Here is a 14,122-nt window from a genome sequence, read left to right as displayed (position 1 = left end):
CGGCCCATCGGCGATGCCAAGAGATCAGGGCCGCTCGACGAAGGAGGCGAGCACGCGCTTGGTGCCAGCCTTCTCGAAGTCGATGGTGAGCTTGTTACCGTCGACGGCGGAGACGGTGCCGTAGCCGAACTTCATGTGGAAGACGCGCTCGCCGCGCTGGAACGGGGTGGCTTCGGCATCCTCTCGCGCGACCAGCTCGCCCTCGATGAAATGCGGGGCGTGGCGCACCGATTCCCCGCTGTCATAGGCAGCCCGGGCGCGCTTCCATCCGGGCGTCTCGTAGCCGGTGGAGAACGGATTGGCACGGTCGAACCGGCTTTCGCCGAAGCCGCCGCGGCCCCAGCCGAAACCGGCATGGGGGGAGGCGGCCTCCTCGACCGCCACATGGCTCTCCGGCAGCTCGTCGATGAAGCGCGAGGGCAGCGCCGTCTGCCACATGGCGTGAATACGCCGGTTCTGGGCAAAGGAGATCTTGCACAGCCGCTTGGCGCGCGTGATGCCGACATAGGCGAGCCGGCGCTCCTCCTCCAGCCCGGCGCGCCCGCTCTCGTCGAGCGCGCGCTGATGCGGGAAGAGCCCTTCCTCCCAGCCGGGCAGGAAGACGGTGTCGAACTCCAGCCCCTTGGCGGAATGCAGCGTCATGAGCGAGACCTTGTCGTCGCTCTGCAGCGCGTCGGAATCCATGACCAGCGAGACATGCTCCAGGAAGCCGGCCATGTTCTCGAACTCGTCCATGGAGCGCACGAGCTCCTTCAGGTTGTCGAGCCGGCCCGGCGCGTCGGGCGACTTGTCGTTCTGCCACATCTCCGTATAGCCGGACTCATCGAGCACGATCTCGGCGAGCTCGGTGTGCGGCAGCCCGTCGAGAAGCGCGCGCCAGCGCCTGAAGCTTTCCAGCAGACCTTTAAGCGAGTTGCGCGCCTTGGCGGGCAGCTCCTCCGTCTCAACGATCTCCTGGGCGGCGCGGTAGAGCGGGATGCCGCGCGTGCGGGCGAGCTCGCGCACGCGCTTCACGCTGGTATCGCCGATACCGCGCTTGGGCACATTGACGATGCGCTCGAAGGCGAGATCGTTGTCGGGCTGGGCGGTCACCTTCAGATAGGCGAGCGCGTCCCGGATCTCCGCGCGCTCGTAGAAGCGCGGGCCGCCGATCACGCGATAGGGCAGGCCGAGCGTGATGAACCGGTCCTCGAACTCGCGCATCTGGAAGGAGGCGCGCACGAGGATGGCGATCTCGTTCAGGACATGGCCCTCGCGCTGCAGCGCCTCGATGTCGTCGCCGATGGCGCGGGCCTCCTCCTCGCCGTCCCAGTGGCCGCGCACGACCACCTGCTCGCCCTTGTCGAGATCGGTGTGCAGCGTCTTGCCGAGCCGGCCCTCATTGTTGGCGATCAGGCCGGAGGCCGCCGACAGTATGTGCGGCGTGGAGCGATAATTGCGCTCGAGCCGGATCACCTTCGCGCCGGGAAAGTCCTTCTCGAAGCGCAGGATGTTGTCGACATCCGCGCCGCGCCAGCCATAGATCGACTGGTCGTCGTCGCCCACGCAGCAGATATTGCCGTGCCCGCCCGCGAGCAGCCTCAGCCAGAGATACTGGACGACATTGGTGTCCTGATACTCGTCCACCAGCATGTACTTGAAGCGGCGCTGATAGTCTGCGAGGACGTCCGGGTTCTCCTGGAACAGGCGCAGCGTCTCCAGAAGCAGATCGCCGAAATCGGCTGCGTTCAGGATCTTCAGCCGCTCCTGGTATTCCGCATAGAGTTCCGCCCCCTTGCCGTTGGCGAAGGCGTGCGCCTCGCCGGCGGGCACCTTTTCGGGCAGGAGGCCGCGATTCTTCCAGCCGTCGATATGGGAGGCGAGCTGGCGCGCCGGCCAGCGCTTCTCGTCGAGATCGTGGGCCGCGACGATCTGCTTCAGGAGCCGGATCTGGTCGTCGGTATCGAGGATCGAGAAGTCGGACTTCAACCCGACGAGCTCGGCATGCCGGCGCAGGATCTTGACCCCGATGGAGTGGAAGGTGCCGAGCCACTGCATGCCCTCCACCACGCCGCCGATGAGCAGGCCGATGCGCTCCTTCATCTCGCGCGCGGCCTTGTTGGTGAAGGTCACGGCGAGCACCTGGCCCGGCCAGGCGCGGCCGGTGGCGAGCAGGTGGGCGAGGCGGGTGGTGAGCACGCGCGTCTTGCCCGTGCCGGCGCCGGCGAGCACGAGGACCGGCCCGTCGAGGCTTTCCACCGCGACGCGCTGCTCCTCGTTGAGTGTGCTCAGATAGGGCGCCTCCGCCGTCCCCATGGCGCGCGCGGCAATGCCGCCGCGTGCCGGCAGGGGGGCGTCGTCGTCGTCGTCGAAATCGCCCAGATCGATGGATTTGCTCGGTGCCATTCGCGCCTACATTCGGATTGGGGAGTCGAAGAGATATATAACATCTCTTGAGCCGGATGCGATGCCGGAAGAACAAAAGAAGATCGCCGGACGGTCAGCGGTGCTCTTCCTGTTCCGCCTCGATCAGGGCTGTGTTGAAGGTGTTGAGCGCCGCCACATAGTCGGCCCAGCCCACGATGCGCGTCTCCTCGTCCGGGTCGACGACGGCGATCCGGCTGTAGCCGCGGGCATTGAAGGTGCGCAGTGCCGTGCCAAGCGTCGTGTCCGGCGTGAGTGTCGGCAGGTCCGGCTCGAGCGCCGGAGGCTCGGCCTCCTCTTCCGGGGTCAGCGGGGTCATGAAGCTCGCGACGGTGAGCGTGCGCATCACGCGGCGGTGCGGTCCGCCCTGCAGCAGCACGCCGCGCGTCGATAGTTGCCAGTGGAAGAAGCTCTGGCCGTGCACCGCCTGCATCACGCCCCACGAGATGGATACGGCAACGAGGACGGCCATGGTCATGTCGAAGCCGCCGGTGAGCTCGACCACGACGAGGACGGACGAGATCGGCGCGCCGAGCACGGCGCCGGCCACCGCCCCCATCCCGAGAATGGCATAGAGGCCCTGGCTCGACGCGGCCTCCGGAAAGACGCTCGCGGCGATCACGCCGAAGGCGCCGCCGGTCATGGCGCCGAGATAGATCGACGGGCTGAAGACCCCGCCGCCGAAGCGGCTCGCCAGCGTGACCGCGGTTGCCGCTGTCTTGGCGAACAGCAGGGTGAAGAGCAGCCCGAGGCTGAGCTTCTGGTGAAGGGCGAGATTGGTCGCCTCGTAACCGACGCCGAGCACCTCCGGCACATAGATCGCGATGGCGCCGACAAGCACGCCGCCGACCACGGGCCGGACCCAGAGCGGGCAGCGGATCTGGCGCGCCGTCCAGTCCGCGGTCATGACGGAGAACTGGAAGCAGGCGGCGACGAGGCCGCAGGTGAGGCCCAGAAGCGCGAAGGCCGGAAACTCCCAGTAGGAGGTGATCTGGTAGGAGGGGATGATGAAGGCCGGGAAATCCCCGAGATGAAGCCTTGTGAAGACAGCCGCGCTCACGCTGGAGATGACGAGCGGAATGAAGGCGGACGGCGCGTAATGGGCGAGGACGACCTCGTGGGCGAACAGAACGCCGGCAATGGGCGCGTTGAACGAGGCGGAGACGGCCGCCGCCGCCCCGCAGCCGAGAATGACGCGCCGGGTGGCCGTCACGAAGCCGAACTTGCGGCAGAGCATCGAGGCGATGGCCGCGCCGAGATGGACGGCGGGACCCTCCCGGCCGGCACTCGCGCCCGAACCGAGCGAGACCGCGGAGATGACGGCGCTCCAGAACCCCGACCGCAGCGGTATTCTCGCGCCGCCGAGCGCTTCCGCCTCGATCACGTCGGCCACCGCGTGGGCGCGCCGCGTGGGCATGACATATTGCAGGAGAAGCCCGACGGCGAGGCCGCCACAGACCGGGCCGGCGATCACCAGCCACCAGGGGATGGCGCCCGCCAGCGAGGCGGTGAGGTGCTCGTGTCCGTCGCCCAGCCACAGCCACTGGACGGCGCCGATACCTTCCCGGAAGGCGAGGATGCCATAGGCGCCGGCGACGCCGATCACCAGGGCGACGAGCCAGATCAGCGGGCTGCGGTCGTTCCACATGGCCCGCAGGTTCGGAACGATGCGTTCGCGGAACAGGCGCCCCAGATCGGCGGTCAGGACGGACATGGCATTGCCGGTCTCACGCCTTGCGCGGAATGCCGATCACATGGCCGACCTGCGGCGGCCGGGGCAATGCGGCATGGCGTTCCTGCATGGCCTTGATGTTGTCGTGGATCTCTGCAGGGAAGGGTGCGCTCTTCTTCAGGCCCATATCGACATGCATGCAGATCTGCTCCGACGTCGCGGCCAGATAACCCTCTGTCGCATGATACATGGACTGGATGAAGTGGCAGCGCTTGGCGTCGCAGTCGAGCATCTGAAGCGTGATGGAGACGGGGTCGCCCTCCATCAGCTCGCGCAGATAGGTCAGATGGACCTCCATCGTGTAGAAGGAGGCGTTGTGCGTCTTCACATAGTCCGGTCCAAGCCCGAGTCCCGCAAAGGCCTCGTCGACGCCGTGGTCGAACAGCACATTGTAGTAGGCCATGTTGAGATGGCCGTTATAGTCGATCCATTGCGGCTCGACGGTCATGACGGATGAACGGAAGAGCGCGTCGCTTGTCATGCTTGCCTTGTCCCCCGGAATCGGTTGTGCAGGATCCCCGTAACCTCTGCTAGGATCGCAAGCCATAGCAGACGGAACCGCGCGGGCAAAGGTTGCCGGCGCGGGCTTGAGCAGGCAACGAGGTCCGAAACGGATGATGGATGCGGCTGGCCACGTGGCGCCGGACAAGGTGGCGCGTGCGGTAGACGAGATTGCAGCATTCCTGGGCGAGCGAATCAGCCGCTCCGCCGCGGTGTGCGAGCAGCACGGCAAGGATCTGACCTGGAACCCGGGCGATCCGCCCGACGCGGTCGCCTTCGTGCAGTCGACGGAAGAGGTCTCGCGTATCGTGCGCATCTGCGCCGCCCATGGCGTGCCGGTGATCCCGTACGGGACGGGGACGTCGCTGGAGGGCCATTTCTCCGCGCCCCATGGCGGCATCTCGGTCGACCTCTCCCAGATGAACCGCGTGCTGGAGGTTCACGAGCAGGATCTCGACTGCCGCGTCGAGGCCGGCGTGACGCGCAAGCAGCTCAACGAGTATCTTCGCGACACCGGGCTCTTCTTCCCCATCGACCCGGGCGCAGATGCGAGCCTTGGCGGCATGGCCGCGACGCGCGCCTCCGGCACCAATGCGGTGCGTTACGGCACCATGCGCGAGAATGTGCTGAACCTGACCGCGGTGATGGTCGACGGCGAGATCGTGCACACCGCGCGGCGCGCCAGGAAGTCGTCCGCCGGCTACGATCTCACGCGCCTCCTGGTCGGCTCGGAAGGCACGCTCGGCATCATCACGGAGGTGAGCCTGCGGCTCTACGGCATCCCCGAATCGATTTCCGGCGGCGTATGCCCGTTCCCGGATATCGAGAGCGCGTGCAATGCCGTCATCATGACCATCCAGATGGGCATTCCGGTCGCGCGGATCGAGCTTCTGGACGAGGTGCAGGTGCGCGCCTGCAACGCCTATTCCGATCTCGGACTGAAGGAGACGCCGACGCTGTTTCTGGAGTTTCACGGCACCGAGGCCGGCACGCACGAGCAGAGCGAGACCTTCGGCGAGATCGCGCAGGAGTTCGGCGGCGGCCCGTTCGACTGGACGACGAAGCCGGAGGACCGCACGAAGCTCTGGCAGGCGCGCCACGACGCCTTCTGGGCGGGCAAGTCGCTCATGCCGGCCAAGGAGGTCTTCTCCACCGATGTTTGCGTGCCGATCTCCAGGCTTGCAGAATGTGTCGTGGAGACCAAGCGGGACCTTGCCGAGAGCGGGCTGTTCGGTCCGATCGTGGGCCATGTGGGCGACGGCAATTTCCATGTGCTGCTGTTCTGCGATCCCTCCGACGCGGAGGAGAAGGGGCGCGCCAAGGCGTTCTCCGAGCGGCTCGCCATGCGCGCCATCGCCATGGACGGCACCTGCACCGGAGAGCACGGCGTGGGCGTCGGCAAGAAGCCGTTCCTGGAGGCCGAGCACGGGCCGGGCCTTCAGGTCATGCGCGCCATCAAGGCGGCGCTCGATCCCGGCAACATCATGAATCCGGGCAAGATTGTCGCAGTGTGATCCCGTGCGGCGCCGGCACCCGATGCCCGTCTGGTTCCAGCCGGTTTTGTCGCCTATTCTGGTCGCCATGACACGACAGCACGGCCGATGGATGCAGTTGAGCGCGGCTGAGGGGCCCGCGCGCCGGGAGCCTCGGTAATGAAGTCGCCGCTGCTGCTTGTGGGAATTGTCCTCATCCTCGTCCTGACGGCGGGGGTGGTCGGGCCGTTCGTCGTCGACTGGAACCGGTACCGCGCCGATTTCGAGCGCGTGGGCGAGCGGATCGCGGGCCGGCCGGTCGAGGTCGCCGGCGATATCTCCGTGCGGCTCGTGCCGTTGCCGCGCATCCGGCTGAACGATGTGCGGGTGGTCGACGATACGGGAACCGAAAACTTCCTGTCCGTCGACCATGTGGACATGCAGCTCGCCCTGCCGCCCCTGTTGCGCGGCGTGGTGCGGGTGACCCGCATGGAGCTCGACGGTCCCGAGCTGATGGTGAACCGCTCCGCCGACGGGCGGTGGTCGTGGGCCATCAGGCCGGGCGGGGCCGGCGGCCTGCCTGTCGATCCCGACGATATCGCGGTCGACGATCTGGTGATCCGGGACGGTGCTGTCGCGCTGCGCGACGAGCGTCGCGGCGGATCGGCTGAGCTCGACGCCGTGGAGGCGAACATCTCCGCCACATCGCTGGCCGGACCGTTCCGCATGCACGGCAGCGCGCGCTATGGCGGGGAGCCGATTGACATCTCGCTCTCGGTCGGTCGCTGGCGGGCGGATGCGTCGCTGGGCATCGGCCTGCGCGTCGTGCCGGCGGAGGCCGCGTCCTTCGTCTATGCATTCGACGGGGAGCTCGGCGGGCCCGGCGCGGCGGGGCTCTCCGGTGTCCTGAAGGTCGAACGCGGCGGGCTCGACGAGAAGCCGGGAGCGCCCGGAACCGCTGCGGGCGCCTTGTTGCGCGCCAATGTCGCCGCGCTGGAGGACCGGCTGCGGCTCGACGATGTGGAGATAAACCTTCCCGACGACGCCAATGTCGGCAATCTGATCACGGGGCGCGCGGAGATCCGGCTCGGCAAGACCATCGGGCTCGATGCGCGGCTGGAGGCGAGCCGGCTGTCGCTCGACACGCTGCTCGCGGGCACCGCCTCCGTGCCGGGCCCGGACGGCCTGCTGGCCATGCTGGACGGCTTCCTCTCCGGTATTCCTCGCGGCATGGAGCTCTCCGTCTCACTCAAGACGGCGCTTCTCGGCCTCGGACCGGAGACCATAGAGAGCTTCCGCCTCTCCGCGCAGGTCGACAGCGACCGGCTCGCCGTCAAGGAGCTGTCCGGCATTGCGCCGGGGCGTGCGCGCACAACGGTCACGGGGCTCTATCTCAGCCATCTCACACCGCCCCAGCTTGCCGGCGATGTCGTGGTGGAGGCGCTCAACGGCTCGACCTTCGCCTCCTGGGCCATTCCGGCGCTCAAGCCGCTCATCGAGCGCGGGCCCGCGCGCGCAAGGCTCGGACTCAAGGGGCAATTCGATGTCGCTCCCGGCCGCATGAGACTGACCGACGGGCTTTTCTCGCTGGATGAGTCGAGCGGCAAGGTCTCCGTGAACTACTCGGCGGGCGAGCGCGCGTCGTGGAGCGTGAAGCTCGATGCCGACACGCTCGATCTCGACCGTTATGTTCCGCCCTCAGCCGTCGGCGACGGCGAGGCCGCACCCGATGCGGAGGAGGCGCGCTGGGCGGCGCTGTCCGCGCTCATGCCGGACATCGATGCGCAGTGGCTCGAGACGACCGACCTTGCGCTCGATATCGGCGTCGGCCGGCTGATCTATCGCGGTGTGGAGGCCGACGACGTGACGGTCGATGTCGCGCTCGACGACGGCAATGCGGATATCCGCGTGCTTGAGTTCGGGCGCATCGGCGATGCCCGGCTGAAGGTGGCCGGACTGGTACGCTCGCTTGCCGGCCAGCCCGATGGCCGCCTGACGGCCACGCTGACGGCGGAGGATCCGCTGCCCTTCCTGCGCCTTGCCGGTCTCGTGGATACGGCAAGGCCGTCCGCCGCGCCCCAATGGGCGCGCGCGCTCGGGCCCCTCGATCTCACCGCGAGCGCCGATACGCGTCCGCAGGCGGCGGGGGAGGCGGTCGCGGCCACCGTCCGGATCGAGGGCAAGGCCGGGCAGACCGCCCTTGCCGGGCGGGGCTCCTTCGACGGTGCGGTCGATGCCTGGCGCGAGGCGGAGATCGTCGCCGATCTCAAGGCCTCCAGCGAGCGCGGCGGTGCGCTGCTGTCCATGCTCGGCCTTGCCGGCGGCGGGATGGGCGGCGCCGACGGGCCGGGCGAGATGCGGCTGGAGGCGGCGGGCGCGCTGTCCGATGCGCTAGACCTGCGCGCGAGCGCCGAACTTGCCGGTATCGCCGCGCGCGTCGACGCGACGGCGCGCGATCGCGAGGGCACGCTCGGCTATGAGGGCACCTGGACGCTTTCCTCCGATACGCCGGGGCGTTTCTACCGCCTTCTCGGCATGGCGCCGGCGGGTGTGGACCGGAGGCTCGCGCTCAAGGGCCGCATTTCGGGGGAGGGGCTCGCGGTCGCCATAGACGGGGCGGAGGGAACGGTCGCCGGCGGGGCGGCCGAATTCTCCGGAACCGTGGATCTTGCCTCCGTGCCCGCGCGGATCGGCGGCGAGCTCCATCTGGACAGGCTGTCGCTGCCCTGGCTCCTCGCGACGGCGCTGACGGAGCCCGGCCGGGCGGCTGGCGAGGTTCCCCGCCCGGAAACGCTCTGGTCGGCCGGGTCCTTTGCGCTGTCGAGGCTCGGCGTGCTCGATGGCGGCGTCGCGGTGACGGCGCGCCGGCTCGACATTGCCGGCCCGCTCGCTCTCCTCGATGCGTCCCTGTCCGCGCGGTTCGGCGAGAACCGGTTCGCGCTCGAGGATGTCGAGGGCGCGTTCGACGGCGAGCCGGTGCGGTTCGATCTTTCCGCCGAAGCCAGAGGCGGCAGCGGCCTGGCGGTCAGCGGCAAGCTCGATGCGCGCGGCCTGCCGCTCGGCGCGCTCACGCGCATGGCCTCTGGCGGACGGGCGGTCGACGGTGCGCTGGGCCTGACGCTGGCCTTCGAGGGGCACGGGCGCAGCCCCGCCGGGCTCGTCGCAGGCCTTTCGGGCGAGGGCCGCTACCGGCTGCGCGAGGGCATGCTTGCGGGGATCAGTCCGGCGTCGTTCTCCGCCGCGATCAAGGATGCCGCGACCCCTGGCGAACTCGATGCCCTGATCCGCCGGCTCCTGCAGGACGGCACCATGCGCTTTGCCGGCGGGGCGGGCGACGTGCAGGTCGAGAACGGGCTGATGCGTTTCGATCCCGTGCAGGTGACGGGCGACGGCGCGTCCGGCGAGGTGGAGAGCTTCTTCGACCTCGGCGAGGCGAGGGCCGACATGTCCTGGCGGCTGGGGCTCGACGAATATCCGGGCGTGCCGCCCCTGGAGCTTGTGCTGAGCGGTCGTCCGCGCGCGCTTGAGCGCAGCTACGACACGACGAGCCTGCGCTCCTATCTCGTGGTGCGCGTGCTTCAGGAAGGCATGGATCGGCTGGAAGAGCTGCAGCGCGAGCAGGAGCGCATCCTGAACGGCGTTCCCCAGACGGATGCCTCCGGCGCCGGAAGGCCATCGGCGGAGGACGAGGCCGCGCGGCAGGCCGAGGAGGCGGCGCGGCAACGGGCGGAGGAGGAGGCCCGCCGGCAGGCCGAGGAGGCGGCACGGCAACGGGCGGAGGAAGAGGCGCGCCGGCAGGCGGAAGAGGCGGCACGGCAGCGGGCGGAGGACGAGGCCCGACGGCAGGCGAAAGAGGCGGCACGGCAGCGGGCAGAGGAAGAGGCCCGAAGGCAGGCGGAGGAAACTGCCCGGCGAAAGGCCGAGGAGGAAGCGCGTCGCCAGGCCGAGGACGCGGCGCGGCGCGAGGCCGAAGAGGCCCGGCAGGACTCGCCGCGCAGCGTGATCGTCCCCGGGATCGATTCAAGCGAGGCGGTGGAGAAGATGCCGCTCGCCGCACCCGACGGAGGCTCTGGCGGGACGGTCCCCCGGTCTCAACCTCAATCCCGGCCTGCCCCCCAGCCCCAGGCCGCGCCCGCTTCCGAGCCCCGGTCCGACCCGATCAGGAAGCTGATCGAGGAGGCGGCTCCGGCCGTGCCGCTGGACACGCTCGAAGAAGGGCGCGCAGGCGGCAGCCCGTCGCAGGGCGGAGCGTCGTCCGCCTCGCGCGACGACATCGGCATGGAGCCCATCAATCTGCTGAACCGGCTGTTGCCGCCCAACGATCTGGGCCTTCCGCCGGGCACGACCCTGCCGACCGACCGCACCGCGCCGGCACCGCAGGGGATTTCCCCGGTGGAGCCGACGGAGCGTGACTGGTCTCAGGAGCCCGACCGCCTCGAGGGGTCGCGCAGATAGTTCAGGACGAAGATCCGCACCGCGCTCGACAGGCCGCGGCCCGCCCGCTCGGCGTCGATATCCGTGATGAGCTCGTTGAGCGTCTTGTCGGTCTCGTCGGCGATCTCGCGCAACGCATCCCAGAATTCCGGTTCGAGCGAAATGCTCGTCGAATGACCGGCGACCACGACGGACCGCTTGAGCGGCCGGCGCGAGCCGGTGCCAGTACCCCCTGACATGATGTCTCGCATTGTTTCGATCTACGCCTTCGGCCCGACCATGTCTTCCGGCTTCACGATCCGGTCGAAGTCCTCCGCGGATACATAGCCGAGCCGCAGGGCCTCCTCGCGCAGCGTGGTGCCGTTCTTATGCGCGGACTTGGCGATCTCGGTCGCCTTGTCATAGCCGATATGGGGGGCAAGAGCGGTGACCAGCATGAGCGAGCGCTCCATGAGCCCGGCGATATTCTCGCGGTTCGGCTCGATGCCGACGACGCAATTGTCGGTGAAGCTCACGCAGGCATCCGCGACGATGCGGATCGACTGGAGCACATTGTAGATCATCACCGGCTTGAAGACGTTGAGCTCGAAATGTCCCTGGCTGCCGGCGACCGTCACGGTCACGTGGTTGCCCATGACCTGTGTGCACACCATGGTCATGGCCTCGCACTGGGTCGGGTTCACCTTGCCGGGCATGATGGAGGAGCCGGGCTCGTTCTCCGGCAGCGAGATCTCGCCGAGGCCGGAGCGGGGGCCTGACCCTAAGAGCCTGATATCGTTGGCGATCTTGAAGAGGCTCGCGGCGAGCGTGTTGAGCGCGCCGGAGATCTCCACCATGGCATCGTGGGCGGCGAGTGCCTCGAACTTGTTGGGCGCGGTCACGAAGGGCAGCTTGGTGAAGGAGGCGACCTCCTCGGCGAAGCGCTCCGCAAAGCCCGGCTTCGCATTGAGACCGGTGCCGACGGCGGTACCGCCCTGGGCCAGCGGGTAGAGCGCCTGGAGCGCGTTGTCGACGCGGCGCAGGCCGTTGTCGAGCTGGGCGACATAGCCGGAGAATTCCTGGCCGAGGGTCAGCGGCGTCGCGTCCTGGAGATGGGTGCGGCCGATCTTGATGATGTCCTTGAAGCTCTCCGCCTTGTCGTTGAGCGCGTTGCGCAGCGTCTGCAGCGCCGGGACGAGTCGGTGGACGACCTCCTCGGCCGCCGCGATGTGCATGGCGGTCGGAAAGGTGTCGTTGGAGGACTGGCTGCGGTTGACGTGATCGTTCGGGTGCACCGGGTCCTTGGAGCCGATCTCGCCGCCGAGCATCTCGATCGCCCGGTTGGCGATCACCTCGTTGGCGTTCATGTTCGACTGGGTGCCCGAGCCCGTCTGCCACACGACCAGCGGGAAATTGTCGTCGAGCTTGTTCTCCGCGACCTCGAGCGCGGCGGCCGCGATGGTCTCGCCGACCTTGGGGTCGATATTGTCCAGAGCGATATTGGCGAGCGCGGCGGAGCGCTTGATGACGCCGAGCGCGCGGATGAGCGGCGTCGGCATGGTCTCGCCGCCGATCTTGAAGTTTTTCAGCGAACGCTGGGTCTGCGCGCCCCAGTACTTGTCGGACGGCACCTCGAGGGGCCCAAAGGAATCGGTCTCGGTCCGCGTCGTGGTCATTGCTCGGGGGTCACCTGTCTGGCTGGTCTGGTGGGTCGATCCCGCCCTGAGGACGGGAGCGAGACCATGGGCTTAGCACGCCTACCCCGGCTTGTCAGGGGGGCAGGTGTCGCAGTGTCCCGCGGGTGTGGTGCGATGGCGCGGCCCGTTACCCGAAGCTGTCATAGCCCGCTATGCCGCTGTCGAGCAGGGCACGGAGCTTCGCGAAGCCTTTTGCGACGCCGTCGCGCGATGCGGGGGCGGAAAAGGCGATGCGGGCGCGGTGGAAGGTGCGGTCGGTGCGCCCGCACTTGAACTCGTCCTCGTCGTCGATCAGCACGCCCTCGTTCGCCGCTGCGTTCTTGAAGGTGCCGGAGAGCCACGGTTCGGGAAGCTTCATCCACAGGAACGGGGCGCTTGGATGGGAGGAGAAGTCGAGCCCCGCAAAGGCCTCGCGCGCCATGGTCTCGCGTGCTGCGATCTCCGCGCGCACCCGGCTGCGGATGTCGTCGGCCTCGCCCGACAGGACAAGCCGTGCCGCGAGTTCGGCCAGCAGGAACGGTTTGCCGCCCGTCAGCATCTTGTAGGCGGTCTGTACGCGGGGCGCGAAATGGGGCGGGCAGGCCGCCCAGCCGCCGCGGATGCCGGCAGCGACCGCCTTGGACAGGCTGCCAATATAGAAGGTCCGCTCCGGCGCGAGCGCGGCGATTGGCACGGGCTGGTTCTCCAGGAGAGCCGTATAGACGCCGTCCTCGATCAGCCAGACATTGTATTTGCGGGCAATGGCAACAATGTCGCGGCGCCTGGCTTCCGGCAGGGCGGTCAGCGTGGGGTTCTGCAGGCAGGGCATGAGGAAGGCGATCTTGGGATGCTGCTGCGCGCAGATCCGCTCGAAGTCCTCCGGATCCGCGCCGTCCGTGTCGGTGTCGATGGCCATCGGGCGTCGGCCGATAAGGTTCGCGCTGCGGGCGACGGAGGAGAAGGTGAGCTGTTCGAAGACGACCTTGTCGCCGGGCACCGTCATCGCGGCGATCACGGCGAGGATTGCCGCATGTCCGCCGAGCGTCGGCACGACCGTGTCCTCGTCCGGCGTCCAGCCGTCGCCTGCCAGCCATCGGCTGCCGGCCTTGAGCCAGTCGCGCTCGGGCGCGCGCACATAGTCGAGGCTTTCCTCCGGGTGCTGGCGGGCGATCTCGCCGGTCAGCCGGGCGATGGTCTCCGTCTGGCCGACCTCGGGCGCGGCGGTGGAGTCCATGCGCAGCTTGCCGGGCACCGGTGCGGGGCCGCGCGTGCCGGCAAGGAACGGCGGCAGGGGCGCGGCCGTGCCGGGCGACGCCTCGTCGTGCTGGAGCACATAGGTTCCGCGCCCGACCTCGCCGGCGACGAGGCCGCGCTCGCGGGCCAGCGCATAGGCGCGGCTCACCGTGCCGACCGTGACATTGATGTCGAAGGCGAGATTGCGCTGCGGCGGTAGCTTCGCGCCCGCGGCCAGGACGCCCGCCTCGATGTCCTTCTCGATCCGGTCGGCGAGCCGGAGATAGAGGGGGCCCGTGCCGTGCGTCAGGTCTGGAAGCCAATTTGTCATAGTGACAATTCTCTATGTTGCCAATCGGGATGAGTCAATGCATCACATCATGCGGGGACAATTTGCCATGATTGCTTCCTGAATTGGAGACTGAAATGGGTTCAATCGATACAATATGGGGATATATTCGCGAAACCTCATCCTGGGCGCCCCGGCCGAAGGCTGCCATGTCCGGGGTCTTTGCGCGGCTCGAGACGGTGCGCGCGCGGCGCCGCAGCCGCCGCGCCCTGCTCGATATGACCGAAGAGCAGCTTCAGGATATTGGCATTTCCCGCGACGAGGCGTTAAAGGAAGCCTACAGGCCCTTCTGGGACACCGACCGGGAGGTAGGGCGCCGATAGCAGCATGACGGAGCGGGGGC

Annotated in this window: 9 protein-coding genes; 3 read left to right on the top strand and 6 right to left on the bottom strand. The window is 68.3% G+C overall.

All coding sequences use genetic code 11. From position 1 onward, the window contains the following. Window positions 1-24 precede the first annotated feature (24 nt). From HW532_RS03585 to HW532_RS03575, 3 genes are all read right to left on the bottom strand, one after another. Window positions 25-2,385, bottom strand: a complete 2,361-nt coding sequence (locus HW532_RS03585) for an ATP-dependent helicase (protein WP_213163104.1) — start codon at window positions 2,383-2,385, stop codon at window positions 25-27. A gap of 94 nt (window positions 2,386-2,479) precedes the next feature. Beyond that, window positions 2,480-4,117: a chloride channel protein gene (locus HW532_RS03580; protein ID WP_213163103.1), complete on the bottom strand. Its 1,638-nt coding sequence runs from the start codon at window positions 4,115-4,117 to the stop codon at window positions 2,480-2,482. A 13-nt stretch (window positions 4,118-4,130) separates the two neighbouring features. Continuing rightward, window positions 4,131-4,616, bottom strand: a complete 486-nt coding sequence (locus HW532_RS03575; protein ID WP_213163102.1) for a thioesterase family protein — start codon at window positions 4,614-4,616, stop codon at window positions 4,131-4,133. A 133-nt stretch (window positions 4,617-4,749) separates the two neighbouring features. Between HW532_RS03575 and HW532_RS03570 the strand changes: the two genes are divergently transcribed. Next, window positions 4,750-6,150 (top strand): FAD-binding oxidoreductase, encoded by a 1,401-nt coding sequence (locus HW532_RS03570; RefSeq protein ID WP_213163101.1) that lies wholly within the window; start codon window positions 4,750-4,752, stop codon window positions 6,148-6,150. 138 nt (window positions 6,151-6,288) lie between these two features. Beyond that, entirely contained in the window at window positions 6,289-10,563 is a 4,275-nt protein-coding gene (locus HW532_RS03565) for an AsmA family protein (protein WP_213163100.1), read from the top strand. On the opposite strand, the gene HW532_RS03560 is transcribed toward HW532_RS03565, so the two are convergent. From HW532_RS03560 to HW532_RS03550, 3 genes are all read right to left on the bottom strand, one after another. Continuing rightward, on the bottom strand, window positions 10,527-10,781 hold the full coding sequence (locus tag HW532_RS03560) for a ribbon-helix-helix domain-containing protein (RefSeq protein ID WP_213163099.1): 255 nt from the start codon (window positions 10,779-10,781) through the stop codon (window positions 10,527-10,529). The two genes, HW532_RS03565 and HW532_RS03560, sit on opposite strands and share 37 nt — an antisense overlap. Before the next feature lie 21 nt (window positions 10,782-10,802). After that, window positions 10,803-12,197 carry a class II fumarate hydratase gene (gene fumC / locus HW532_RS03555; protein ID WP_213163098.1) on the bottom strand — a complete coding sequence of 465 codons (1,395 nt, stop codon included), beginning with the start codon at window positions 12,195-12,197 and terminating at the stop codon, window positions 10,803-10,805. A gap of 148 nt (window positions 12,198-12,345) precedes the next feature. Further along, window positions 12,346-13,761 (bottom strand): aminotransferase-like domain-containing protein, encoded by a 1,416-nt coding sequence (locus tag HW532_RS03550; protein ID WP_213163097.1) that lies wholly within the window; start codon window positions 13,759-13,761, stop codon window positions 12,346-12,348. 95 nt (window positions 13,762-13,856) lie between these two features. Between HW532_RS03550 and HW532_RS03545 the strand changes: the two genes are divergently transcribed. After that, window positions 13,857-14,102 (top strand): DUF1127 domain-containing protein, encoded by a 246-nt coding sequence (locus HW532_RS03545; RefSeq protein ID WP_213163096.1) that lies wholly within the window; start codon window positions 13,857-13,859, stop codon window positions 14,100-14,102. The last annotated feature ends 20 nt before the right edge of the window (window positions 14,103-14,122 follow it).

The sequence above is a fragment of the Kaustia mangrovi genome, assembly GCF_015482775.1.
Classification (GTDB): Bacteria; Pseudomonadota; Alphaproteobacteria; order Rhizobiales; family Im1; genus Kaustia; species Kaustia mangrovi.
This window is presented reverse-complemented; position numbering and strand designations above follow the sequence as displayed.